Origin of the sequence: Alteribacter keqinensis, assembly GCF_003710255.1 — a bacterium.
GTDB lineage: Bacteria > Bacillota > Bacilli > Bacillales > Salisediminibacteriaceae > Alteribacter > Alteribacter keqinensis.
In genome coordinates this window covers 111,171-134,690 of record NZ_RHIB01000003.1, presented here as the reverse complement: position 1 = coordinate 134,690, position 23,520 = coordinate 111,171, and the positions used below count along the sequence as shown (strand labels likewise).

The following is a 23,520-nucleotide window of genomic DNA, read 5'->3' as shown; positions in this document are numbered from 1 at the left end:
TGCGGCTATTATACGTTTAGCAGCGGCTATTATACAATTCACCGGAATTATTCTGCCTTTAGCACCTCCTATTCTCCACTTAGCGTCAACAAAATAAAAAAACAGCCCTCATCAGAGAGCTGTTCAAAAAGATTTAGAAGCTATTTTTCACAACGACACGGTCCAGTTCAAAGCGGGCTGACTGGTGGGCAGGCTTAGCAGCTTTACCGACAGTAAGAAGCATAACTGGTACGTAGCGCTCCGGTACGTTAAACTGCTCGACGAACTTCCCTCGCTGGAAGCCGCCCATTGGGCACGTGTCGTAGCCTTTTGCTTTCGCTGCGAGCATCAGATTCATGGACGCAAGAGACGCATTCAGAACTGCCTCGTCACGTGGAAACGGCGTATCCCCTTCGTATGCATTGTTGATCTGGCCCACAAGGGTATCCTTCACCTGTTCAGGCATGAACCCGTTCTCCACGGCTCCCTGATACACCTCTTCTGCGTTTTCGTTTGCCTTAAGATCACCAAGAATCGCAATCACCGCTGAGGAGTCCACAACCTGCTGCTGATTGTAGGCAATCGGAAGGAGCTCTTCTTTTTTCTTCTCATCGTCAATCACGAGAAACTTCCAGTGCTGCAGGTTCCAGGATGATGGAGCCTTTGTTGCTGCTTCCAATATTTCGTTAATCTCTTCCTCAGAGATTTTCACTTCAGGATCGTAGTTTCGTACAGAGTGACGCTCATTTATGGTTTGAAAAAGACCCAGATCTTGCTGATGTGCTGTCATAGACATATCTAGTCATCTCCTTTTTCTGTGTGGTCGTTCATTTTTTCAGTATAACAAGACCACTGCCAGAGCTCAAAGAGGACGACTTTACCAATTTTCCACAACGGGTGTTATACTAATAGAGTGAACATTCAGAATTAAAGGAGTGGTAGTATGCAAAAAGTAAGAGTCAAGCTTGCCGGTCAGCGCGACGCACTCGTTGCTTCTTTTGACCAGGTTCAGGCCAGCCTCAAGTACGAAGGAGTTCAGCGAAATATTGAGGAACTTCAATACGATACAATCGTTTCAGGGACTGTATACGGCACACTTTTAAACTTCAAAGGGGCTTTGGCGAAAATGGGGGACGCCGTTTATCAGGACCCTTATAAAAAGCCGCCCCAAGCTCCAATCTTATACATAAAGCCGAAAAACACCCTCACAAGCCACAACCAGCCGATTCCTCTCCCTCAGGGTATCGACCAGCTCCAGGCAGGGCCTACTCTCGGCGTTGTAATCGGCCGCACGGCTTCCAGGGTGAAAAAAGGAGAAGCCCTCCATTTTGTAACCGGTTACACCGTAGCAAATGATGTTACTGTTCCTCACGAAAGCGTGTTTCGTCCGGCTGTTAAACATCGGGCAAGAGACGGATTCTGTCCGATCGGCCCGTGGATTGTAGAGCAGGGAAGCCTCGATTCTCCGGACAACCTGACAATCCGGACGTGGGTAAACGGAAAGCTTGTTCTTGAAAATACAACAGAAAATCTCATCCGCTCAATTGCTGAGCTCATTGAAGACGTAACCGCGTTTATGACGTTAAATCCCGGGGACACCCTACTTGTTGGGGTACCCGAAGATGCTCCATTAATCAAAGCAAATGACCAGGTCCGGATTCACATCGACGGTGTCGGATTTTTGGAAAACACCGTTAAGCACGAGAACGAATTGACCGTGAAAGGAGGCAGATAACCATGAGACGCGCCCGGGTTGTTTATCAAGGAGCCATACACGACGTCACCCCCCTGGACGGGAAGCTTCGCCTCGCCAGCGGCAGGCTCATAAATGAGGAAGCCGTTCAGTGGCTGCCGCCCTTTGAACCGCAGACCGCGTTCGCTTTAGGGTTGAATTATGCTGATCACGCAAGCGAACTGGCCTTTAATGCCCCGACGGAACCCCTTGTCTTTTTAAAAGGACCAAACACATTCGTCGGCCATAACGGGGCAACTGAACGTCCTGATGACGTTACATTTATGCATTACGAATGCGAACTGGCCGTTGTAATCGGGAAAGTGGCCCGTAACGTGAAAAAAGAGGAAGCGTACGAATACATTGCCGGCTACACGATCACCAACGACTATGCGTTTCGTGATTATCTTGAAAACTATTACCGGCCAAACCTCAGAGTTAAAAACCGGGATTACTGTACACCGATCGGCCCTTGGTTTGTAGACGCCGAAGACATTCCCGACCCGATGAACCTGACGCTCCGTACGTATGTGAATGGAGAAGTGACTCAGGAAGGCACCACAGCGAATATGATTTTCGGCATACCCGAACTCATCGAATATTTAAGCAGCTTCATGACGCTGAGTGTGGGCGACGTGATCCTCACAGGCACACCAAAAGGAACAGTTAATGTAGCCGTGGGTGATGAAGTTGTGACTGAGATTGAAGGCCTCGGCAGTCTAAAAAATACCATTACACGAGAGCTGAAAAGTGAGTAAAATCATGATTATACGGCTTTTATAAAAGAAGCCCTTCTCCTCGCAGAAGAAGCAGGAAAACGGGGTGACCTGCCGATCGACGCAGTCATTGTAGATGATGGAAAGCAGAACCTGCCATAAAAGGCAGACACCTGCATCACAGTAAAGAAAGGAGATCCGATGCCTCATATAACCGTAGAATACACCGATAATCTGAAAGAGGAGACAGACATTCACCACCTCCTCGGAAAAATCAATCAGGTGTTCGTTGACCGCCAGGATATCTTCCCAGTCGGAGGGATCCGCTCCCGTGCACTCCCTCTCTCTGATTACGTCGTTGCTGACGGCACCCATAAAAATGATGCCTTTGTACACGTAACGGTAAAAATCGGCGCCGGTCGATCAGAAAAGGACAAGACCGGCACGAGTGAAGCTGTGTTCGAAGTGGTAACCGACCATTTTGCAGACGTTTACGAACGCCGCTACCTCGCTTTGAGCCTTGAGCTCGTGGAATTCAGCGAGGCCGGCACGATGAAGAAAAATAACATACATGGACGATACAGAAAATAAGCAGCGGAGCACCCGCTGCTTATTTTTACTGCCCTGCACTTTTTGAGGCTTCTGCCTGAACCGTGTCCATGAAATCATCGACTACTTTTTTGTTGTTTTTTTCGCCACCCAGTTTTAACAATGTTCTGCCGGCAAAGTTGACCCCTTTGTTCCTGCCCTCGTAAATAAATACCGTTTGTGACTCCGCGGCTTTGATGAGAGTAAACGAAAACGTAATATCAAACATTTTAGCCAGAACGAAGCCGAGCTTCAGGTATTTTTCCTCTGCTGTTTCTTCATATCCGAGAACATGGACAGTGTACGTTTCGACCCGTTTGCCTTCCTCGTATTTCTGCCTGTACTTCGATCCGACAACGCCGTCTTCTTTATGGATAAGGGTGTGTTCCTTCACCTTTGGCATTATGTTTTGAATCTGCTCATCTGAGAACAGCGTCCAGACCGTCTCGATATCAGTTTCCATCAGCCGCTCTTCTTTCCACTTAATCATGACTATTCTCCCCTCCCTTATAAAGCTTCCTTTGGAAAAACAAATACACATGCTAGTCCTTACACGCCTTTGCACACGAAAATAGTGCGTAGTTTAGCGGAATACGCGAGACCCCGGCAGAAGTGCGGGACAGGCGGGACCCTGTAAAGGCAAAGCGAGGCCACTGTTTTCTTTAAAACAGGCTCAGTTAAGTTAGGTGTTTACTTTCACTTCAATCAATTCGTATAAATCAAAAAGCTGTTTTCAAATAAATTGTTGCTTTTCAACATAAAGAATGAAGCCAATGGCGGCGACTCCAGCGACAAGCGTTTACATCAAGAATTAACGTCGAGTTGCTTCGACGCAGACACTTCGAAGCAATACGCTAGTAGAGGAAGAAGCAGGAAAACCGCGACTAAAGTTACCATTGTAAGATCAACAATTTATACGAAAACAGCGATCAAAAATGACCTTTTATAAATCCTTTCAATACAATCAGAAAAATTATGGAGTAGAAGATGTCAAAAAGTACGTTAAAAGAAGGAATAAAACAAGAATGACGACAATACTGATTGAAACGATTGCCACGCTTGATGAGGTAAACTGCTGGGCGTTGATTGCCTTTCTGTTCCGTAAATAAAGATAGAGAGCCGTGCTGATGATCAGAAGTCCGGCTGTAAAGGAAGCCACGCTGATCGTAATTGCCAACGTATAGGAATAGTGTTCATGCATCAGTGTCGTAAAATGAAGACTGGTAGCCAGAAAGCCGATGCCTTTTAGAGCAAGAGCAGTCCTGACCCAGGCAAGAAACGTCCGTTCGTTGGCCAGATGCTGCTGAATGTATTGTGATTCCAATGTTTTGGAGTCCGGATTTTTTTCCATATCTGTTCACTCCCTGAAAATCCATTTATACCCCCTTGGGTATATAACCATTATAGCACGATGCTTCCTTTTGATCATCCCGTTTCTATACTTTTCTCTGTTCGCTTTCAATTTAGCCGTTAAAATAAGCAACGGAGCTGTATTGCCCCCGTTGCTTTGAGATGTTTTTTATTCTGCTGAACCTTCCTCTTCTTCGGCTACATACCGGTCGGCGTAGGCAATGACGTCCTCCACGTACCAATCAGCCCGGTTATAGGCATAAACCGCCCTTTCGTACTCCCCGTCCGCAGCACCGCTGGCGGCTAAATAGTTTGCTGCTGAGTAAATGGCATCTTCAATATCAAAAGGATCGGCAACACCGTTTCCCGTTGCATCAACACCATAACCCCCGTAGGTTTCAATCTGTTCAGGGTCTGTCTTCACGTCCTCAGGGATATCCCCTTCCCCAAGGCCTCCGCACGTGGGATGGGACCAGCCCGTCCACGTACAGGGCATGAACTGCATATGACCTTCAGCGCCAACCGGCGATAAAAGGGGATCCATTGTGGAAAAGATTGTCTCCATACGGTGGATGGCTGCAAGAAGGTTCCACGGCACCCCGTACTCCTCTTCAGCAGCTTTATAAATCGGCAGATACTCCTGGGGAACCTCATCTCCCCCTCGTTCAGGCAGATGTTGATCCCAGTCTATGCTGCCCGCGATACCGATCACGAGAAAAACAATCAGCAGCACGGCACTGAACACCTTCAGGCTGTGCGGGACAGGAAAGCCGCCGCCTTTCTTACGTTTCTTTGGTTGTTTTCTGTATGGCTTACGCTGACTCATCCATTCCGCACCTCCCGTCTCTTCCGTCTTCGTTTCATTTTACACGATAACCGCAGTCAACTTCACGTAACTTATCTTACATGCAAAAAAAGACCCGGCACCTTTTTAAGTAACGGATTCACTGTGGGTATTTACTTCCGGCGCCTAATCGTCTTTTTTCCTCCCAAGCTTTAAGGCTCCAATAATAAGGGGAATCTGCAGGGGAAGGCGCAGCCACAGAATCCACGGGCTGGTAGGTTTCCCAGGGGTAAAGGAGATTTTCTTTTTTGCCATGTACACATTGGCCGGGAATATAGCGACCATAAACAGGGCCAGCAATTTGCCCGTAATCTCCTGCCCTTTTTTTACCCAGAGAAGAATGGCGAACACGATCTCCAGTGCACCTGAAATGAGGACGATGGCCTTCCTGAAAGGAAGCTGTTTGGGAACGATTTTACGAAACCCGCGTTCATGTACAAAATGTAAAACTCCTGCTGTGAAGAGAAGCACGGAATACAGTGCTCTCAAAACCTTTTTCATACATCTGCCACCTTTCTTATTTCTCTCTAAACGTTCCCTTTCCCGGCGGAAACAAACCCATAAATAAACCCGGCACCTTTTTACAGATGCCGGGTTTGATCCTTTACAATTATGCCAGGTCGTAATACTTTCCTGAGAAGTACGCGAGAGGCTTTCCTTCGTCATCAACGCGGATATCCCGTACCCGCCCGATGTAAAGGGTGTGATCTCCTTCCAGGTGCGTATTGTGCACATCACACGTGATCGTGGCAATCGCCCCGTGAAGGACAGGCATGTTGTCAAACACATCAAACTCAACGCTTTTGTCATCTTTTTTCTGGCCGGCAAAATACATACTCAGATCAGCCTGGTTGTCGGCAAGCATGCTTACGGCAAACGAACCAGCGTTATCCAGATAGCCCTTCATCGTCGCTTTGTTGGCAACGGAAATGACAATCAGCTTCGGGTCAAGACTAACACTCATGAACGCATTCGCTGTCATCCCGTGAACGTTTTCTCCAACCTCTGTCGTCACAACCGTCACACCGGTTGCAAATTTCCCCATTGCCCGCTTAAATAACTGGTCGTCCATTGGTCGGACTCCTCCTTTTTTAAATCACAAATGTCGGTTTTCGCTGTTTAAGAGTCGGCTCACCTGTCTCCATCAGCTTCTCTGGAGCCAGCACATTCTGCACCGCACTCGCTTCATTAAACCAGCTGTCCGGTGCCGCATGACCCCAGAACGTCTGACGGCGGGGGTCGTTAATATCCCAGCGGACCGGTTTGAAATCCGGGTCGCTCGTCAGGTAATCCCCGTTGTAGAGCTCAATTCTGTGACCGTCAGGATCCCGCAAATAAAGGAAAAACGCATTGGACAACCCGTGGCGCCCCGGCCCGCGCTCAATGTTTTCCGTATAACCCATCGCTGCCAGAACATCGCACGCATGAATCAGACTCATCTGATCACTCAGCCAGTAGCCGATATGATGCAGACGGGGACCATTCCCGTTCATAAATGCCACATCATGAACGCTTGGCTTTCTGTGTAGCCACGCTGCCCAGATTTTCTCATCCTCAGCAGCAGTATATTCCGAGCAGGCAAATCCCAGCTCTTTCGTATAAAATTCATACGCTTTTTCCACGTCACGGACCATACAGTTAAAATGATCAATCCGCTGCACACGCGCACCCTTATACAGATCATAGCGCTGAAGCATGCGCTCCACCGTCTCCATCTCCGCATAAAACTCAAGAGGCAGCCCGCTCACATCCTGCACACGGAGAGTACGCCCCACTGCGTGCTGAGTTCCACGTTCCATCCACCGGATTTCAAGTCCTTTTTGTGAAAAAAGGCGGTCGAGTCGCTCCAGATCCGTATCGTCGTAAACTTTGTAGCCGATCACTTCGACTGACGGCTCCTCTGCTTTTTTCAGAAGCAGCGAATGGTGGTTGTGTTCTTCAAGGCCACGAAGGTAAACGTGCCGGTCGTCAGCTTCCGTTTCAATAAAGCCAAGGGCATCCACGTAAAACGCTTTGGAACGCTCAAGATCTTTTACATTCAAAACCGCTCGTCCTGTCCGGATAATATTAAAGTCCATTGTCAGCGCCTCCTTCTACACCTTTGATACGTTCGGTTTTTTAGCCACAGACTGGTTAAGAAAGTCCTGTACGTACTGTTTGTATGTGTCTTTTTCGTATTGATCGAAATACGTCATTCCCATGCGGACCGGATCACCGAAGAAGTAATACTCGTAATGCATCTGGCGGCTTCCGAACGCACTCATGGTCATGTCCCATGCTAGACGGAACAGCTGAACCCGCTCAAACCCTTCAAGGTTTTTCCCCTGAAGTCCGCGGTTCAGGATCGGTCCGATTTCCTCGTGGGCAAAGTCTGCCTCCGTCGGTGTTCCCATCAGACCTGACGCTCCAAGCACACGGAGGATTTCAACAAGTCGCGGATACACTCTCGGATACCAGTTCCGGGCAGCGTTAAGAGCGTCAAAATCAGGCGTCATCGTACCGGATTTATCAAGCTTCGCATTATGCTCCGCCCGGTACAGGTGAGATTTCATCGTCTCCAGCGTAAGCATGATCTCGGTTCCTTTGTCCTGGACGTGCTGGAACTGATCGATGCCGATCGCATCCATCATGCTGAGAGCCGTACCGAGAAGAAATTCAGTCTTCACGATGTTTTTCGCCACAACCTGATGGGCCATATGAACAACGGCGTTCGTCTCTCTGAACGTCCGGTTGCAGATGGACGAGTTACCGCAGACAAATACCCTCTCCCACGGTACAAACACGTTTTCGAAGGATACGATAGCATCCCCTTCTTCAAAACGGGAGGACAGCGGGTGATCCCACTCGCTTTTCCCGTAGTCAAAGGACTCACGGCTCAAGTACTTCAGTCCCGGCGTGTTGTTCGGAATCGCAAAGGCGAGGGAATACGGATCATCCAGTTCCCCTGCTTTTTTAACCGTTGAAGGAAAAACGAGAATCTCGTCTGTGATGCCGCCCTGGGTGGCTAAAAGCCGGATCCCGTCCACGATAATCCCGTCGTCTTTTTTCTCCACAAGGTGAAGAGCCACATTTGCATCCTTCTGCTGGTGCTGGGCTTTCGCCCGGTTCACCTGGGGATGGATGAGAGTGTGGGTAAGGCTGATGTCGTTTTCTCTTGCAAACTCGTAATACTTCCGGGCGTTTTCGGCAAACATTGGGTCAGCTTCTGTGAACAGTTCATTGTTCATGCCCATGGCCATCACTTCTGCGTTCAGGTAATCAGGGGAGCGTCCCAGCATTCCTCCGGACGTCCGCGCCCACTCCTGAATCGCTTCGCGGCGCTTGATCAGATCGTCAACCGATGTGGGCTGAAGGAACGTCATACCCACTTTCTCTCCGGATGTTGGAGAGGTATAAAGCATTTTTTCCGGTTTTTCGAATTGAAGGTCGTACAGTTTCGCCATTGATTTCACGACGTTTTTAAGTCCCGGATGCTCGGTTACATCTTCGACTCTTTCTCCGTGGAGATAAATATTGTTGCTCGCTTTTTTCAAGCGGCTGATATACTGGTCACCTGTTTTCGCCGGCATGTTGTTTCCCCCTTTTATATGGATGAGGTGGTGAAAGTGAAAAATAACTGGGCTGAACCGAAAAATAATCGAGTTAAAGTGAAAACTCATTCATTAAAAACGATAAATTATTCACCCTCAGCGCAGGTCTGCCTAAATCCGCTTCTCTTTTCCAAACTGCGGAATCGGGTGATCGCTCAGTGCTACGTGCACAACCTGGATCTCCGTGTAAAATTCAAAGGCATAGTAGCCGCCTTCCCGGCCGATGCCGCTGTGCTTGGAGCCGCCAAACGGCGTACGCAGATCTCTTACGTTCTGCGAGTTCACCCACATCATTCCCGCATCCACTGCCTGGGCAACACGGTGTCCCCGCTTCATGTCGTTTGTCCACACGTACCCGGCCAGGCCGTATCGTACATCGTTGGCCATTTCCACCACTTCTTGTTCATCTTTAAACGTCATCACTGACATCACCGGACCGAATATCTCTTCCTGAGCCACGGTCATTTTGTTGTTTACGTCTAACAGCAGCGTCGGCGGCACAAAGTTCCCATCCGCATACGTTTCATCAACATAGCCGCTGATAACCCGGGCCCCTTCTTCTTCTGCAATGCCGAGATATCGTTTCACATTTTCATAGTGGTCGGTATGAATAAGCGGGCCGACCTGGGTTTTGTCATCAAGGGGATCGCCGACACGGATGTTTTTCACCCGGTCAATGAGCTGTTCAACAAATGTGTCGTAAAGGTTTTCGTGGATAAACAACCGTGAATTTGCCGTACATCGTTCGCCGTTGAAGGAGAAAATACCCCACGTACACGCATCGATCGCCCGGTCAACATCGCAGTCGTCAAACACAATAATCGGGGATTTGCCGCCAAGCTCCATGGAAAAGCGCTTTAACGGATCGGCTCCGTTTTTCATAATTTCAGAACCGGTTTTCGTTTCACCTGTAAACGAGATAAGCGGCGCATCAGGGTGTGCCACAAGGGCTGCTCCCGCTGTTTCACCAAACCCGTGAACAACGTTGAATACGCCCTTTGGAAGATCCGCTTTGTCGATAATCTCCGCCAGTCGGTTTGCTGTGAGCGGGGACCATTCGGCCGGCTTTAGAACTACAGTGTTGCCTGTTGCGAGTGCCGGGGCTATTTTCCACGTTTCCAGCATGAATGGCGCATTCCACGGCGTGATCAGCCCCGCTACCCCAACGGGCTTATGGACGGTGTAGTTTAAAAATTCATCGTCTACCTGATAAGCATCGCCTGTGAGGCGGCTTGAAACCATCTCGGCATAAAAGCGGAAATTCTGTGCAGCCCGTGCCACCATCTTTTTCGTCTGGTGAATCGGAAGACCTGTATCAAGTGATTCCAGAGGCGCAATTTCGTCGATATGCTCGTCAATGAGGTCCGCGATGCGGTTCACATACACGAGTCGGTCCTTCAGTTTCAGCCGTCCCCATTCCCCTTTAAAGGCTGCTTTTGCGGCAGTTACGGCCCGGTCAATGTCATCTGAGGTGCCGGACGCTACCTGGTTGATGGGACGGTTGGTGAAAGGGTTCTTATTTTCAAAGGTTTCATTTGAACTCGCAGGTACAAATTCCCCGTTTATATAGAGCTTGATATCAGCAAGCTGACTGTCATGAGTGAGCTGCGTCGCAGTAATCGTTTCCGTTTGTTTGGTCATAAGTGAGAACCTCCTGTATGTTTGGTCATTTCCATCAAAGGGCGGAGCAACTGCCCCTTTGTATCCGCTTACACTTTATTTGGAAACAACCTGATCAGCCACGTTGGTATAGGTTTTCAATACTTCCCGGATTTCGCTCTGGAGCGCTTCTGTCGGAAGGTCCATCGGCATCCGGAGAACCGGCTCAATTTTACCCATCATACCAAGGGCTGCTTTAAGGGGTGCAGGGTTCGTGTCTTTAAAGAGCACATCGTTTAGGGGCATCAGTTCAAAGTGAAGGTCCTGGGCGCGCTTCACATCGCCTTCTTCCCACGCATTGTAAATTTCCGCTACTTTTTCCGGCATCACATTGGCTGTGGCGCTTATGTGACCGGCGCCTCCTATGGCAAGCATCGGGTAACAGAGAAGCTCAATTCCCGAGTAAAGGTTGAAATCCCTGCCGCAGTTTAACAGCACACGGTTGATATGCTCAAAGTCTTTATTGGATTCTTTCACCCCAATAATGTTCGGGCAGTCCTCGCTCAGGCGGGCCAGCGTCTTCACATCAAGATTTGTGGCCGTTCGTCCCGGGATGTTGTAGACGATCAGAGGAATGTCCACACTGTCCGCCACTGTCTTGAAGTGCTTGTAAAGGGCATGCTGGGAAGGTTTATTGTAATAAGGAACGATCACAAGTGCTGCATCCGCCCCCATCTCCTGGGCTTTTTTCGTCAAGTCGACGGTTTCGTCATGATTTGTCGATCCGGTTCCCGGTACGAACGGAACCCGGCCGTTCACGGCTTTAGCCGCCGTTTCCATTACGGTAATTCGCTCTGCCGCTGTGAGTGAACTCGGCTCCCCCGTCGTTCCCGTTACACTGATCGCATGGCTTCCACTCTCCACATGCCAGTCAATCAGTTCCTTGAGTTTATCCAGATCCATGGAATAATCTTGCTTAAATGGCGTCACTATCGGGGCAATGGAACCTCTTAATTTTCGTTTCGCTTCATCATATCTCATCAACGCTCTCTCCTTTTTATTGAAAAATAGACATACTTATCCGAATATTCCTACAAATAGACCGTACCATGTGCTACGCTATATGAGAAATATTGATTTCATATGGAATGAATACGAAAAACATATAGCACTTGGAGGTCCCCATAATGGACATTAAACAGCTGAAATACTTCTGCACCATCGCTGAAGAAAAGCAGATTACAAAAGCGGCAAGACGGCTTCATATGGCCCAGCCTCCCCTTTCCCAGCAGCTTAAGTCCCTGGAGACGGAGCTCGGTGTCATGTTGTTTGAACGGAACGGACGGACAATGGAGCTTACCCAGGCAGGGACACTGCTGTTGAAAAAAGCCGAGCGGATCCTTCAGGAGATGGACGAAATCCGCCATGAAGTAAAAGAAAGCGACAAGGGTCTTCGGGGCAAACTCGCAATCGGCACCGTCAAATCATGTTTCTCTTATTTGCCTGAACGAATCAGAGATTTCAGAGCCTCCTATCCTGCCGTAAGCTTTTTGCTCAGGGACGGGGATTCCTATCAGATTGGGGAACTGGTGAAAAACAGAGATGTGGAGCTTGGGATTGTGAGACTTCCTCTTGAAATGAGAGAGTTTGATCACATCCAGCTTCCGGACGAGGAGTATGTAGGCGTGTTTCATCGTGATCTGGCCCCACCAGATATGAATGAGACGTTGCAAATGGCTTCCTTTGAGGGGGTTCCGCTTCTTCTTTTGCACCGCGTCAGTGGCGCCGGGCAGTATGAAATGATTCTGGAAGAGTGCCGCAAACATAATTTCGAGCCGACAGTACTTTGTGAATGCCCTGATGTAACGATGCTTTTATCTTTGGTATCCAAAGGCGTTGGGGCTACTATTGTGCCTCGGTCGACTCTCCTTTCCTTCCAGTCACCGGAGCTTGCTGTTTTTGACATTGAGGATGCAGAAGTGAGGGCAAAAAGCGCGTTGATCTGGCTCAAACAGCGGCATCTGTCCAATCAGGCGAGGCGGTTTACGGAGGAGTTTAAAGACATGTAAAAATCCCCGGTGGCAGGGGCGGGGAGCGTGTGTTACCGCAAAACACCTAAAAAGGAGTGGAATCTGCCATGCCTCCAATAAACTTTTCATCATGGTATTATCCAGAAGTCTGTACATAGTGACGAGTACGCCGGTGAGCAACCAATTCAAATGACAGGTTGTGTCGAAATCCGGGTTATTTTCCGGGAAATGATCGAAAGAACGAAAAGAGGCCGGGACATAAGTGTTTTAGTCATCGAGAACCCGAACATAAAAGATATGCGGTGCAAATAAATCGCTCCTGAAATATAATTCGCTTTCCGCGGGAAGCGGGTTACCCTCCACGTGCTGCACACTGCGGGGTCTCACCTTTGCTTTACATCCCGCAGGAGTTTGCGTATATTTCATCCGCTACTTTCGTGAATTGTTCGGATTATCAGCTAAACACTTTCTTTATGTCCCGGCCTCATATCACCATTACTTCTGAACTTCATCTTTCCACTCGAGCATACCGCCGCTCATATTGATGACGTCATACCCTTCTTTTTTCAGGAAGGATCCGGCCCGGCCGCTTCTGGCTCCTGAACGGCACACCATAATGTGTTCTTTATCCTTATCAAGTTCATCGAGCCTGTCCGGTACCTGTCCGAGAGGAATGTGGCGCGCGCCGGGAATCATTCCCTCTGCCACCTCTTCATCTTCCCGCACATCGATAATGCTTACATCCTTGTTGTTCTTCGCAGCTTGTGCTACTTCTTCCGCTGTCATTTCCCTCATCTTATTTCCTCCTCTAATTAATTGGCATAATGCCTTTTTAATGGACATCTATGTCACCTCTTATTTGCTAGTATGACCACGTACAATTTGATTATATCACAAAAACCCAAATACCCATAGGGGTATGAAAGGGTAAGTAATAACTGCTTCTCTCGTTAACCTTTTCCATTCTCCGCTTGTTTGAACTGATAGTTCCCACGATGAATCACCCGTTCTTCATTTATACGCCCGCTTTCAATCGTCACTTTATAAGGACGCTCGCCCCGGGCTCGGAGGATTTGGGCTGCGGGACCCTCCCCATTCGGGGAAGCAAAATACAGATCCCCTCCCTCGAGGTGAAGCTTCTGAACGCGTGCATTGAGATCTTCATCTTCATATATGTCACCTTTAGACAGTCCGAATAACAAAGCCCACCTGGCGACCGTCTCATCCAGGTTTTCCACAGCGATCGTCACATGAGACAAGGACGCTTCGCCACTATCATTGGGGGAAATAACGTGATGCTTCTTCAGTTCTTCCCGCCGTTCTTCATCGGTCTGATGCCAGTCGATAAAAAACGGAAGGGGCATTTTTGACTCTTCGTCTTCAATAAACAGAAGCGACCACTCGAGGACACTCCCGTCCGGCCGTTTCCGGCTGAGAGGAACAGGACCTGTAACCTTCAGTCCTTTTTCCATGAATGTGGCTGCCAGTGTGTCCAGCCCCCGGGTACGAAGAGCAATCCGTGAGAATCCTTCTGTGAACTGATCGTGTGCAATGGTGGCAAACGGGCTCGAATCCCTCTTCTCTTTAATAACCTTCTCGAACAGCGCCCGGTCTTCAATACTCAAAAACTCGATGTAGCTCAAATCAAAATGACAAAGCGTGTTGTATGTGCCCTGATTTTCGTGTCTTCCTCCGGTTACGGCATGAAGTCCCAGTTCCTGGAACGCTTCCTTCGTTTTATTCGCATCCTCCACGTAATGAATAATATGATCAAAGTGAAACACCGTGATCGCCCTCCTTCAAGTGACATTCTTCTTTTCTTTACCCTGTTTCTCATTTCATGTACCATCCGAAGCTCTGTCATTCCCTCAAAACCTGTAACACAACTGTAACAATCACTCCTGTCTCATTGGGTATAAAAACATAGACGGCACAGAATTCCCTTAATTTTCAGAGTTATCCAAACAATGACCCCGGTCTTCTCTACTCACTTGTACTCACTGGAATCTTTAGCCAGTCACGCTCCTTTATGCCGTTTGATTAAAATCAGTCCTGTTACTATGCTTATCTATGTGCTTTAAAAAACGCTTTCAAAAGGAGAGGGTTCTTATCAGGTCCATTAAAGGCGGTTTATTTTTATGAGCACAAATTCGACCGTACGCGATGTCACGTTTTCAAAGCCGACCGTGAATGACGGGGCTGCCATGTGGAAGTTAGTGAACAGCACCTCCCTTGATCAAAACTCATCCTACAAGTATCTGATGATGTGTGAGTTTTTCGGGGAGACGTGTGTAGCAGCAAAAGAACAGGACCGTTTGGTTGGCTTCATCACCGCTTTTATTCCTCCCAAACAAGAAGACACGATCTTTATCTGGCAGGTTGGCGTCGACACTTCCCAAAGGGGTAAAGGAGTCGCCTCAAAAATGATGAACGAGCTCCTTTCGAGAGAAGCTTGCAGAAATGTCCGCTTCCTTGAAGCAACCGTGACCCCTTCAAACGGAGCTTCCGAAGCTCTTTTCAGAGGACTGGCGCGGGATTTTTCAACCTCGTGTGTCGTATCAACCTGCTTTCCTGCCGAACTTTTTCCAGAAGATGATCACGAATCTGAACTTACATTCAGGGTTGGACCAATGACTGAAAAACGCAATGGAGGGATTTAGGAACATGACAGATCTGACAATTTTTGATGAGATGGAATCCAGTGTGCGCAGCTATGTAAGAAGCTTTCCGGCTGTTTTTACAAAAGCGAGCGGCTACAAGCTGTGGGACACTGAAGGAAAGGAATATCTCGACTTTTTTGCAGGGGCAGGCGCCCTGAACTACGGACATAATGAGCCACGAATGAAGAAAAAGCTCATTGACTATATCCAGAATGACGGGATTACCCACTCCCTTGATAAGGCGACTGAAGCAAAAGCTGATTTCCTGAAGCGGTTTAACGATGTCATTTTAAAACCCCGCGACATGGAATACAAGGTGATGTTTCCGGGGCCGACGGGGACCAACACCGTCGAAAGCGCGTTGAAAATTGCCCGCAAGGTTACGGGACGCACCGATGTGATCAGCTTTACCCGCGGATTTCACGGAATGACGATCGGGTCACTCGCCGTGTCTGGAAATTCGGCTAAACGAAAAGGGGCCGGTGTCCCCCTCACCAATTCGGTGACGATGCCGTTTGATAATTTTATGGATGAGAACGAAAGCCTCGATTACCTCGAGCGTTTTCTTGAAGATAACGGGAGCGGCGTGGCAATTCCCGCTGCCATGATTCTTGAGACTGTCCAGGGAGAAGGGGGCATTAATACCGCCCGTTTTGAATGGATTAAGCGAATTGAAGAGATCTGCGAAAATTGGGGAATTCTTCTGATCATCGACGATGTTCAGGCCGGGGTCGGCCGCACAGGCACATTCTTCTCATTTGAGAAAGCCGGGATCAAGCCCGACATCATCTGCCTGTCCAAGTCCATCGGGGGCTATGGACTTCCCCTTGCCCTCACATTGATTAAGCCGGAGCACGACCAGTGGAGTCCCGGTGAACATAATGGCACGTTCCGCGGAAACAATCATGCCTTCGTAACGGCCACCGAATCCCTTACTTACTGGGAGGACAGCGCATTTGAAGAAAGCATTAAGGAAAAGTCCGGGAAAATAACAGCGTTTTTGAACAGCCTTGTCCGACGCTTTCCTGATCTGCAGGGAGAAGTACGGGGGCGCGGATTCATGCAGGGCATTGCCTCACCTGTTGAAGGGCTTTCGTCCAAAATAGCAGAAGAGGCGTTTAACCGCGGTCTGATCATGGAAACATCCGGGGGCAATGATGAAGTGTTCAAGCTTTTCCCCCCTCTGATCATCGATGACCAGGGACTCGAAGAAGGCTTTGGAATTATTGAGGAAAGTATCAAAAGCGTACTCGCCAATCACAAGCAGGTTGCAGACTGAACAGAACGCACTGAAAAAGTTTGCTCTTTAACTACTTCCAATGCTTTCTAGGCAATGAACGTAACGGTTGCCTTTTTAAAGTCTGTTACGAGGGGAGTTATCGTAACAGGCGAGCAACCGAATGGAGGCATTGCAACTCAAATAAAAGCCACTGAACATACAAGGAGGTCAAAACAATGAAAGTTGTAAAATTGGACGATGTGTTGAATACAGAAAACGAAATAAAAGGCGAAAACTGGACGAGCCGCCGCCTGATTTTAAAAGACTCCGGCATGGGCTACTCCGTGCACGATACAGTTATTAAAGCCGGCACCGAAACTCATATCTGGTACCAGAATCATCTGGAATCGGTGTACTGCATCGAAGGGGAAGGCGAAGTGGTGACGCTGAAGGATAACAAGGTTCACCCGATTTCCGCAAACACGCTCTATGCTCTCGATGAGCACGACGAGCACCTCCTCCGGGCAACAACGGACATGCGTATGGTTTGCGTGTTTAACCCGCCTATTACCGGTCAGGAAACCCATGACGAAAACGGTGTCTATCCCCTTGTTACAGAAAGCTAGAATTTCCCCTCTGTCACTTTTGGCAGGGGGGTTTTTGTGTTTTAAGCATATGTTTTGTTTTTCTCCCCTTCTGTTTTTATGATAAACCTATCAAACGTAAAGGAGGAGACATCATGGCAGAAACAGTACATGATTTCTCAGTTAAAAAACCAAACGGAGAAGAAGTCTCTCTTCATGAATACAAAGGACAGCCGATGGTTATCGTCAACACAGCCACGAAATGCGGCCTTTCCGGGCAGTTTAAAGAGCTCGAGCGCCTTTACCAGTCATACAAGGATGACGGGCTCGCTGTCCTCGGCTTTCCGTGCAACCAGTTTATGAACCAGGAGCCGGTTAAGGATGAAAACATGACGGAAACGTGCGAAATCAATTTCGGCGTCACCTTTCCTCTCTTTTCCAAAATTAAAGTGAACGGAGACGGAGCCCACCCGCTTTATAAACACTTGAAGGCGTCCCAACAAGGATTACTGAGCTCTGAGATCAAGTGGAATTTCACGAAGTTTCTGGTTGATGGCAATGGTGAAGTGGTGAAGCGCTACTCTCCTCAGACATCACCGAAAAAGATGGAGGATGACGTACGGAAGCTGTTAAAAGACTAACAGAAAGCCGTAATCATCTAAGGGATGGTTACGGCTTTCTTGATTTTTCCTTCGTGTTTAATTAAGCAGATATTGATCATTATTCGGTTGTTTTAAATTGATCGGGGAACTGCTTAATAATCCCATCTGTCAATGCATCGGCCAATACGATAATATGGTCTTCACCTTTATCAAAAGCAAGAATATCTGCGTCCCAATCTTTGTTCACTCTTGCTGTGACTATATCAGCAACCAATTTTAAATGCATGTACAGTAAATCCTGCAGTTCGTTATAGGACCAGTTTGGATTGGCACTGCTGAGAAATTCAGAAATATCATCTGCATTTTTGTACCATTCTTTATTGTACTTATCTATCTCGGCAGCATCTTCGTTTTTAACCGCTCCGACCAAACTGCCTGCAATTATAATGTGCTCACGTAAAAGCTCAGCTAGTTTTTGGCCTGCTTCTTCTCCATAATACGGTTTTATTGCATCTCCTAAGTCATCCTGGTTTTTCAACAGCCTCTCCAGTATCTTTTCCTGATCTTCCAGACCTTCCAGGGCGCTGACGATATAACTTCTTGTCCATATTGTATGGTCAATCCACAGTTTTCTGAGATCTCCTTTTAACTGGACCGCAGATTCAGTCATACATTCATCATTTTGCGGATGATTTATCTCTGCATTTACTTCCGTGAGTGGTGAAATGAAGAAAGTAAAGATCGTAGTAATTAAAAGTGTAACTATCAGTAATTTTTTCAAAGCACTTTTCTCCTTTTGTTTAATTGGCATTAAAGTGAACATTTTTTCTTTGATAGTATGGATGAATCCATATTTTTCATACGAAACATTTTTTGAGACCCATGTCACCACTTCAATGTTGTCGAAACCACCGGTTTATATTAGGACAGGAACAAAAAAAGCTGTAATCATCTTTTGATGGTTACAGCCTTGCGTATTACGTACAGATTCTTTTGGATAAATCCCTGTAAAACTGCATCACGTCGGTGTCTTTCATAAAACGCAGGGAGTGTGTCGTCCGTTTTGTTGCGATTTCGATGTTGTTGGAAAAGGAAAATACACCGGTTTTTTCAATGGCAATTTCTTCGATTTTTTCATAGGGAATAGAGTATACAGCGGACTTGGACTTCGACATGAGAGAGCGGTCCACAAAGAGAATCCGGTGGCTCGTAAATGCCACGAAGTCAATCATAAGTCCGTAAGTTCCTTCAAGAGTCTCCCCTTCAAACAAAAATTCCTCTGCCTGCTGCATATGTTTTTCACGGTTGTCACCTTTACTGAAAAAGCTCATCACAACATGCCTCCTTTAGGGGCAACTATACGCCCTCTCTTTAGTGTTTTCAACGGAGGAGGATTGTTTTTGTGGGTTTGTGTTAAGATATCCCGCGGGAATGTTAAGATATGCCGGATGAATTTTAATATATCAAGGATTTAGGTTAAGATATCCAGATCCGGATCCAGATAATTCCCAATCGCGCCGTGCCACCCCCTGTTCTTCCGGCTGACTCAAAACCCTTTAATTATAATAAACATCAGGGAAATTCAGAGTGAAGTCAGGCAGCCTGCGCTCTCCATGAAAGACGCAAGCAAAGAGGTGCTGGAAGGCAGTGAGGTGAGCCAGCTCAGTTTGAATTTTCCAAAGAACAGGAAAGAAGACAATAGGAAACGTTATCTGCCATCATAGAATGAGGAGGTGTATGTCCATGCCATATGTAAACATTAAAGTGACTAAAGAAAGCGGTGGACTTACAAAAGCGGAAAAGGAGACCCTTGTAAAAGGCGTCACCAATCTTTTGGAAGAAACATTAAACAAAAACCCCGCTTCAACCGTTGTCATCATTGACGAAATCGACACCGACAACTACGGACTCGGCGCCGAACTTATTACCGACCGTCGAAAAAGAGGGCAGTAGCACGTAAAAAAAGCAGTGGATTTCTCTGTGGAAATTCCATTGCTTTTTTGTTTGCCTTCCTTCAAAAGTAATCCCTTATGATAAGATCAGACGAAACTGGCTTCAGGCCAACCTCCCTCGACCACACGGACACCTGGCCAATGTGATGAATTTCATGGGTGATAATGTGGAGAATCACTTTATCATACGAAAACGACCGGATCTCCCCCGTCCTGCTGCTCTTCACCTCAAGAATCCGGTCTTCCCCGGACGTTTCATACGACTCCAAAAAGGCCATTGTGACCGGCTTTGTGATACGTGAAAATTCTTTCACTTCTTCAAGAACAGTGATTGATTTCATGTCCGTTTCAATCACAGGCTCTCCCCGCATGTGATTAATCCAGAGCTGCTCGCAATTGATCACGTGAAACAAATTATGCAGAATGCTTTCCATTCCGCCCGTACGCTTTTTCACAAGCTCTTCGTGTGGAACCTCTTCACACCAGTCAAACCACTCTTCCCGAACTTCCCAGTTGTATTGAAAAAGCTCTATCATCGGAATCCTCCTCATTTTCTCTTTTTTCATTTTATCACTCTCTTCCATCTTATAATCTCCTAAGCGCTTTGCCCATTCTCCTGCTATGATTCATGTATAATAGACTTATAATTTCGACAAATACCGGGGAGTGACAGGCACCCGGGAAAATAAAGGGAGGGCACTATGAAACTACTAATGGTTGGTGCAGGAGCGATTGGCGGATACTTTGGTGGCCGCCTGGTGGAAAAAGGCGAGGACGTGACGTTTCTCGTCCGTGAACGAAGACGCAAACAGCTCGAAGAAACCGGGCTGCATATCCGGAGTATTCACGGTGATTTCCAAACCACCCCCACTCTTATTCAGGCCGGCGAAATAGCCGGACCTTTCGATGCGGTCCTTCTTTCCATGAAGGCGTACCAGCTGGATCAGGCGATAGAAGACATCCGGCCTTATGTTGGGGAAAATACGATGATTATCCCTCTGTTAAACGGCATTGCCCACATGGACAGGCTGATTGCCGCTTTTGGTGAAGAAAATGTCCTCGGAGGCCTCTGCTTTGTGGAAGCTACGCTGAACGAACAAGGGCACATCATACAGTCCAGCGGCACCCACGATTTCATCTTCGGGGAAAGATCAGGGGAGCGCTCCGAGCGTGTTTCAAGGCTCGAAGACACATTCAGTAACACGAAGAGTAACTTTGTGCTTTCTGAAACGATCCTCGCCGATATGTGGAAAAAGTACTTATTCATTTCAACCCTGTCTGGCGTTACGTCCCTTTACCGCTCGCCAATCGGACCGATCCGTGATGATGAATACGGCAGTAAAACAGTGAAAAAGACGCTTACAGAAGCAGCGGCGATTATGAAATCCCTCGATGCACCTCTGCCTGACGGAGTGGAGGAAGCGAACTGGGACAAGCTGCATGACATCGAGCACACAATGAAATCATCACTCCAGCGGGACATGGAGAAAGGCCTTTCCGTAGAAGGAGACCACTTCTTCGGCTACCTTCTTGAAAAGGCAGACGAGCAAGGCATACCGGCTCCGACACTGGAGACCATTTATGCGAATCTGAGAGTGTACACGAACTAAAACGGTGCCTGTCACCACCCGAATTTTGACGAAACCATAGGTCTTTTTCATACGAAATTTTCTTATAGAAAAGGACTGCGAATTCGACAGCATTCGGGGAGTGACAGGCACCACAAAACCAACACCTGGAGGTACATAACCATGACCAGACGTAAGCTTGTCATCACACATACGATCGATCACGATCATGCTGAGAAAGTAAAATCCCTCGTCCCTGACTGGGATGTGATTATCGGAAAAGAAAAGAAAACGTGGAAACCTCATTTAAAAGATGCCGAGGTGATTGCCGGCTGGAAGCCGGAGATGAACAATGTCGTCGCTGAACCTGAAGCAAACCTGCGCTGGGTTCAGGCTTGGAGTGCCGGTATCAACGGACTGCCCCTGGATAAACTCGAAGGAAAAGAAACGGTTATCACGAGTGCCAACGGTGTTCACGCCTACCCTATTTCTGAAACGATCTTCGGACACATGCTGGCTCTGACGAGAAAAATTCATACGTACGTGAAGCAACAGCAGACGAAAACGTGGCACCATGCGAATATGAATCTCGAGCTTCATGAAAAAACCGTGGGTATCATCGGTGTCGGAGCGATTGGGAAAGAAACAGCGAAGATCGCAAAGGCCTTCGAGATGACGGTTCTTGGGGTGAGAAACTCCGGGGAACCTGTTGAAAACGTAGATGAAATGTATACAGCCGACTCTCTTCATGACCTTCTTCCCCGCTGTGATTATGTGGTTGTGTCCCTTCCCCTCACGGAAAAAACGCACCATCTTTTTGGGGCGAAAGAATTTTCTCTTATGAAAGACACGGCATTTTTCGTTACCATCGGTCGCGGTCAGCTGGTGGCAGAGACGGAACTGATCACTGCTCTTAAGGAAGGTGCGATCGCCGGAGCGGGACTTGATGTGTTTGAGAAAGAGCCTTTGGAAGAAAATAACCCCCTCTGGGAGCTGGATAATGTGATTGTTACGCCTCACACAGCGGGTTCTACTGAATTTTACAATAAGCGGGTGATGGAAGACATCTTCATTCCAAATCTGGAGAGCTATGTAAATGGGGATACGCTGCCTGTAAACCGGGTTGATTATCGCAAAGGGTATTAGTTTTCTGTAAGAGGACTGAGAGAGCGTTTCATAGTTTATGAGACGCTCTCTTTTTCTTGCCTGTTTGCCTGCGCAAATCTATCAAATGAGCATAGAATATAGTATTTCAAGAAGGAGGGAGGGAAAGATATGTTCAGCTATGACCCATACGGAAAAAGAATCAGTATTCACGACTACGTGACGGACCGGAAACACCATAAAGCATGCGACTATGTATGTATGTGCAAAAAATGCGTAGACGATGATAGAAAACACCATCATCACGATCCTTGCAGAAGAGACCATGATAAATGCCGTTGTGATGTGGATCATCACAAAGGCCGATGCCATCACGCCCCTTGCAGAATTGATCACGACAAATGCCGCTGCCACTATTGCGATCCATGTAAAAAAGACCACTGCCATAAAAGACACCGATCGAAAGATAAGTGCCAAAAATTACGTGAAGAAACTAAAGGGTACAAAGAAAAAATTGCAAAATACGAAAGAAAATTAGACGAAGCCAAAAAGAAATTTAAAAAGAAATGCAAAAAAGATAGGTACGATTGTTAACTTCCCTAAAGAATCCGCCCGGCTTTGAGCCTGAGGCGGATTTTTTTCCAAACAGACCGAAACTTTTCGTTTCCTCCCTCAGGACTTTCCATAAAAAAGAGGAATAGATCCCTGCTTGGGAGAAAGAGCTATCATCAGGAAAGACACGGGAGGTCAGGTTATGATATTTACTCACGGAAAGAAGCTGTTATTTACCGGAGACTCGATCACGGACTGCGGACGGGAGAAGCCTGATGGCGAAGGGTTATTCGAAGAGCTTGGGAATGGTTACGTTTCGTTTGTGAATGCCCTTATTCAGTCTCGTTATCCAGAGCTTGGGCTGCGGGTTGTGAATAAAGGTATGAACGGGGATACAGTAAGGGAACTTGCGGAAAGGTGGCAGAGGGATGTTGTGGATCAGAACCCTGATTATCTCGCTATCATGATTGGGATAAACGACGTGTGGCGACAGTTCCACAGTCCTTTTGAGAAAGAGCAGCACATATACATAGCGGAGTATAAACGCACCCTGGAAGGATTCATGGAGGGAGCCTGTCCACATGTGGATAAGCTCATTCTCATGACGCCGTTTTTTCTGGAGAAAAACAGAAACGACCAGATGAGACTGCAGATGGACCGTTACGGTGAAGCGGTCAGGGAGCTGGCTGAAAAATATGCATGTGTTTTTGTGGATACACAAAGGGCTTTTGATGATTACCTTGAGCATGCCTATACGTCTTCTCTGGCATGGGACCGGGTGCACCCGAGCGCCACGGGCCATATGATTCTGGCCAGGACGTTCCTGAGTGCAATTGGGTGGGAAGAGTAAT

28 protein-coding genes are annotated in these 23,520 nt (G+C 47.6%); 13 read left to right on the top strand and 15 right to left on the bottom strand.

What is annotated here, in order from left to right; all coding sequences use genetic code 11:
* Window positions 1-133: 133 nt before the first annotated feature.
* Complete coding sequence (locus tag EBO34_RS15915) at window positions 134-775, bottom strand: nitroreductase family protein (RefSeq protein WP_122900403.1); 642 nt, start codon at window positions 773-775, stop codon at window positions 134-136.
* Between the two features lie 147 nt (window positions 776-922).
* On the opposite strand from EBO34_RS15915, the gene EBO34_RS15910 reads away from it, so the two are divergent.
* The 3 genes from EBO34_RS15910 (at window position 923) to EBO34_RS15900 (ending at window position 3,018) form a co-directional block, all read left to right on the top strand.
* On the top strand, window positions 923-1,714 hold the full coding sequence (locus EBO34_RS15910; RefSeq protein ID WP_122900401.1) for a fumarylacetoacetate hydrolase family protein: 792 nt from the start codon (window positions 923-925) through the stop codon (window positions 1,712-1,714).
* Window positions 1,715-1,716: 2 nt separating this feature from the next.
* Window positions 1,717-2,469 carry a fumarylacetoacetate hydrolase family protein gene (locus EBO34_RS15905; protein ID WP_122900399.1) on the top strand — a complete coding sequence of 251 codons (753 nt, stop codon included), beginning with the start codon at window positions 1,717-1,719 and terminating at the stop codon, window positions 2,467-2,469.
* Between the two features lie 159 nt (window positions 2,470-2,628).
* Complete coding sequence (locus EBO34_RS15900; RefSeq protein WP_122900397.1) at window positions 2,629-3,018, top strand: 5-carboxymethyl-2-hydroxymuconate Delta-isomerase; 390 nt, start codon at window positions 2,629-2,631, stop codon at window positions 3,016-3,018.
* A gap of 25 nt (window positions 3,019-3,043) precedes the next feature.
* Here EBO34_RS15900 and EBO34_RS15895 read toward each other — a convergent pair whose 3' ends face one another.
* The 9 genes from EBO34_RS15895 to hpaI form a co-directional block, all read right to left on the bottom strand.
* Complete coding sequence (locus EBO34_RS15895; protein WP_122900395.1) at window positions 3,044-3,505, bottom strand: SRPBCC family protein; 462 nt, start codon at window positions 3,503-3,505, stop codon at window positions 3,044-3,046.
* A 483-nt stretch (window positions 3,506-3,988) separates the two neighbouring features.
* Window positions 3,989-4,366, bottom strand: coding sequence for a YidH family protein (locus EBO34_RS15890; RefSeq protein ID WP_122900392.1), 378 nt, complete (start codon window positions 4,364-4,366; stop codon window positions 3,989-3,991).
* Window positions 4,367-4,534: 168 nt separating this feature from the next.
* Entirely contained in the window at window positions 4,535-5,191 is a 657-nt protein-coding gene (locus tag EBO34_RS15885; RefSeq protein WP_122900390.1) for a lytic transglycosylase domain-containing protein, read from the bottom strand.
* A 144-nt stretch (window positions 5,192-5,335) separates the two neighbouring features.
* Window positions 5,336-5,710 (bottom strand): DoxX family protein, encoded by a 375-nt coding sequence (locus EBO34_RS15880; RefSeq protein ID WP_122900388.1) that lies wholly within the window; start codon window positions 5,708-5,710, stop codon window positions 5,336-5,338.
* Window positions 5,711-5,819: 109 nt separating this feature from the next.
* Window positions 5,820-6,281, bottom strand: a complete 462-nt coding sequence (locus EBO34_RS15875; RefSeq protein WP_122900386.1) for a flavin reductase family protein — start codon at window positions 6,279-6,281, stop codon at window positions 5,820-5,822.
* Between the two features lie 19 nt (window positions 6,282-6,300).
* Complete coding sequence (hpaD, locus tag EBO34_RS15870; protein WP_122900384.1) at window positions 6,301-7,287, bottom strand: 3,4-dihydroxyphenylacetate 2,3-dioxygenase; 987 nt, start codon at window positions 7,285-7,287, stop codon at window positions 6,301-6,303.
* 15 nt (window positions 7,288-7,302) lie between these two features.
* On the bottom strand, window positions 7,303-8,778 hold the full coding sequence (gene hpaB / locus EBO34_RS15865) for a 4-hydroxyphenylacetate 3-monooxygenase, oxygenase component (RefSeq protein ID WP_122900382.1): 1,476 nt from the start codon (window positions 8,776-8,778) through the stop codon (window positions 7,303-7,305).
* A gap of 132 nt (window positions 8,779-8,910) precedes the next feature.
* Window positions 8,911-10,440: a 5-carboxymethyl-2-hydroxymuconate semialdehyde dehydrogenase gene (hpaE, locus tag EBO34_RS15860; RefSeq protein WP_122900380.1), complete on the bottom strand. Its 1,530-nt coding sequence runs from the start codon at window positions 10,438-10,440 to the stop codon at window positions 8,911-8,913.
* A gap of 75 nt (window positions 10,441-10,515) precedes the next feature.
* Window positions 10,516-11,439, bottom strand: a complete 924-nt coding sequence (hpaI, locus tag EBO34_RS15855) for a 2,4-dihydroxyhept-2-ene-1,7-dioic acid aldolase (RefSeq protein ID WP_122900378.1) — start codon at window positions 11,437-11,439, stop codon at window positions 10,516-10,518.
* A gap of 143 nt (window positions 11,440-11,582) precedes the next feature.
* Between hpaI and EBO34_RS15850 the strand changes: the two genes are divergently transcribed.
* A complete protein-coding gene (locus tag EBO34_RS15850) occupies window positions 11,583-12,467 on the top strand; it encodes a LysR family transcriptional regulator (RefSeq protein ID WP_429699525.1) in 885 nt (294 codons plus the stop codon).
* Between the two features lie 456 nt (window positions 12,468-12,923).
* On the opposite strand, the gene EBO34_RS15845 is transcribed toward EBO34_RS15850, so the two are convergent.
* Together EBO34_RS15845 and EBO34_RS15840 are read right to left on the bottom strand one after the other, a co-directional pair.
* Window positions 12,924-13,223, bottom strand: a complete 300-nt coding sequence (locus EBO34_RS15845) for a rhodanese-like domain-containing protein (protein ID WP_183163909.1) — start codon at window positions 13,221-13,223, stop codon at window positions 12,924-12,926.
* Between the two features lie 155 nt (window positions 13,224-13,378).
* On the bottom strand, window positions 13,379-14,212 hold the full coding sequence (locus EBO34_RS15840; protein WP_183163908.1) for a VOC family protein: 834 nt from the start codon (window positions 14,210-14,212) through the stop codon (window positions 13,379-13,381).
* 354 nt (window positions 14,213-14,566) lie between these two features.
* Between EBO34_RS15840 and ectA the strand changes: the two genes are divergently transcribed.
* The 4 genes from ectA (at window position 14,567) to EBO34_RS15820 (ending at window position 17,532) form a co-directional block, all read left to right on the top strand.
* Window positions 14,567-15,088, top strand: coding sequence for a diaminobutyrate acetyltransferase (gene ectA, locus EBO34_RS15835; protein WP_122900372.1), 522 nt, complete (start codon window positions 14,567-14,569; stop codon window positions 15,086-15,088).
* A gap of 4 nt (window positions 15,089-15,092) precedes the next feature.
* Complete coding sequence (gene ectB, locus EBO34_RS15830; protein WP_249414129.1) at window positions 15,093-16,367, top strand: diaminobutyrate--2-oxoglutarate transaminase; 1,275 nt, start codon at window positions 15,093-15,095, stop codon at window positions 16,365-16,367.
* Between the two features lie 176 nt (window positions 16,368-16,543).
* The gene (locus EBO34_RS15825) at window positions 16,544-16,933 is read left to right on the top strand and encodes an ectoine synthase (RefSeq protein ID WP_122900368.1); all 390 of its coding nucleotides are present in this window, start codon (window positions 16,544-16,546) and stop codon (window positions 16,931-16,933) included.
* A 113-nt stretch (window positions 16,934-17,046) separates the two neighbouring features.
* Entirely contained in the window at window positions 17,047-17,532 is a 486-nt protein-coding gene (locus EBO34_RS15820; RefSeq protein WP_122900366.1) for a glutathione peroxidase, read from the top strand.
* Window positions 17,533-17,611: 79 nt separating this feature from the next.
* On the opposite strand, the gene EBO34_RS15815 is transcribed toward EBO34_RS15820, so the two are convergent.
* A complete protein-coding gene (locus EBO34_RS15815; RefSeq protein ID WP_122900364.1) occupies window positions 17,612-18,274 on the bottom strand; it encodes a glycosyltransferase in 663 nt (220 codons plus the stop codon).
* Between the two features lie 196 nt (window positions 18,275-18,470).
* A complete protein-coding gene (locus tag EBO34_RS15810) occupies window positions 18,471-18,824 on the bottom strand; it encodes a PH domain-containing protein (protein WP_122900362.1) in 354 nt (117 codons plus the stop codon).
* A gap of 412 nt (window positions 18,825-19,236) precedes the next feature.
* Between EBO34_RS15810 and EBO34_RS15805 the strand changes: the two genes are divergently transcribed.
* Window positions 19,237-19,446, top strand: a complete 210-nt coding sequence (locus EBO34_RS15805; RefSeq protein WP_122900360.1) for a 2-hydroxymuconate tautomerase family protein — start codon at window positions 19,237-19,239, stop codon at window positions 19,444-19,446.
* Between the two features lie 61 nt (window positions 19,447-19,507).
* Here the strand turns inward: EBO34_RS15805 and EBO34_RS15800 are convergent, their stop codons facing one another.
* The gene (locus EBO34_RS15800; RefSeq protein ID WP_122900358.1) at window positions 19,508-20,029 is read right to left on the bottom strand and encodes a DinB family protein; all 522 of its coding nucleotides are present in this window, start codon (window positions 20,027-20,029) and stop codon (window positions 19,508-19,510) included.
* Window positions 20,030-20,146: 117 nt separating this feature from the next.
* On the opposite strand from EBO34_RS15800, the gene EBO34_RS15795 reads away from it, so the two are divergent.
* The 4 genes from EBO34_RS15795 (at window position 20,147) to EBO34_RS15780 (ending at window position 23,519) form a co-directional block, all read left to right on the top strand.
* Complete coding sequence (locus EBO34_RS15795) at window positions 20,147-21,055, top strand: ketopantoate reductase family protein (RefSeq protein WP_122900356.1); 909 nt, start codon at window positions 20,147-20,149, stop codon at window positions 21,053-21,055.
* Between the two features lie 141 nt (window positions 21,056-21,196).
* The gene (locus tag EBO34_RS15790; protein WP_122900354.1) at window positions 21,197-22,159 is read left to right on the top strand and encodes a D-2-hydroxyacid dehydrogenase; all 963 of its coding nucleotides are present in this window, start codon (window positions 21,197-21,199) and stop codon (window positions 22,157-22,159) included.
* 241 nt (window positions 22,160-22,400) lie between these two features.
* Window positions 22,401-22,655: a hypothetical protein gene (locus tag EBO34_RS15785; protein ID WP_122900352.1), complete on the top strand. Its 255-nt coding sequence runs from the start codon at window positions 22,401-22,403 to the stop codon at window positions 22,653-22,655.
* Window positions 22,656-22,871: 216 nt separating this feature from the next.
* Window positions 22,872-23,519, top strand: a complete 648-nt coding sequence (locus tag EBO34_RS15780) for an SGNH/GDSL hydrolase family protein (RefSeq protein ID WP_122900350.1) — start codon at window positions 22,872-22,874, stop codon at window positions 23,517-23,519.
* Window position 23,520 lies beyond the last annotated feature (1 nt).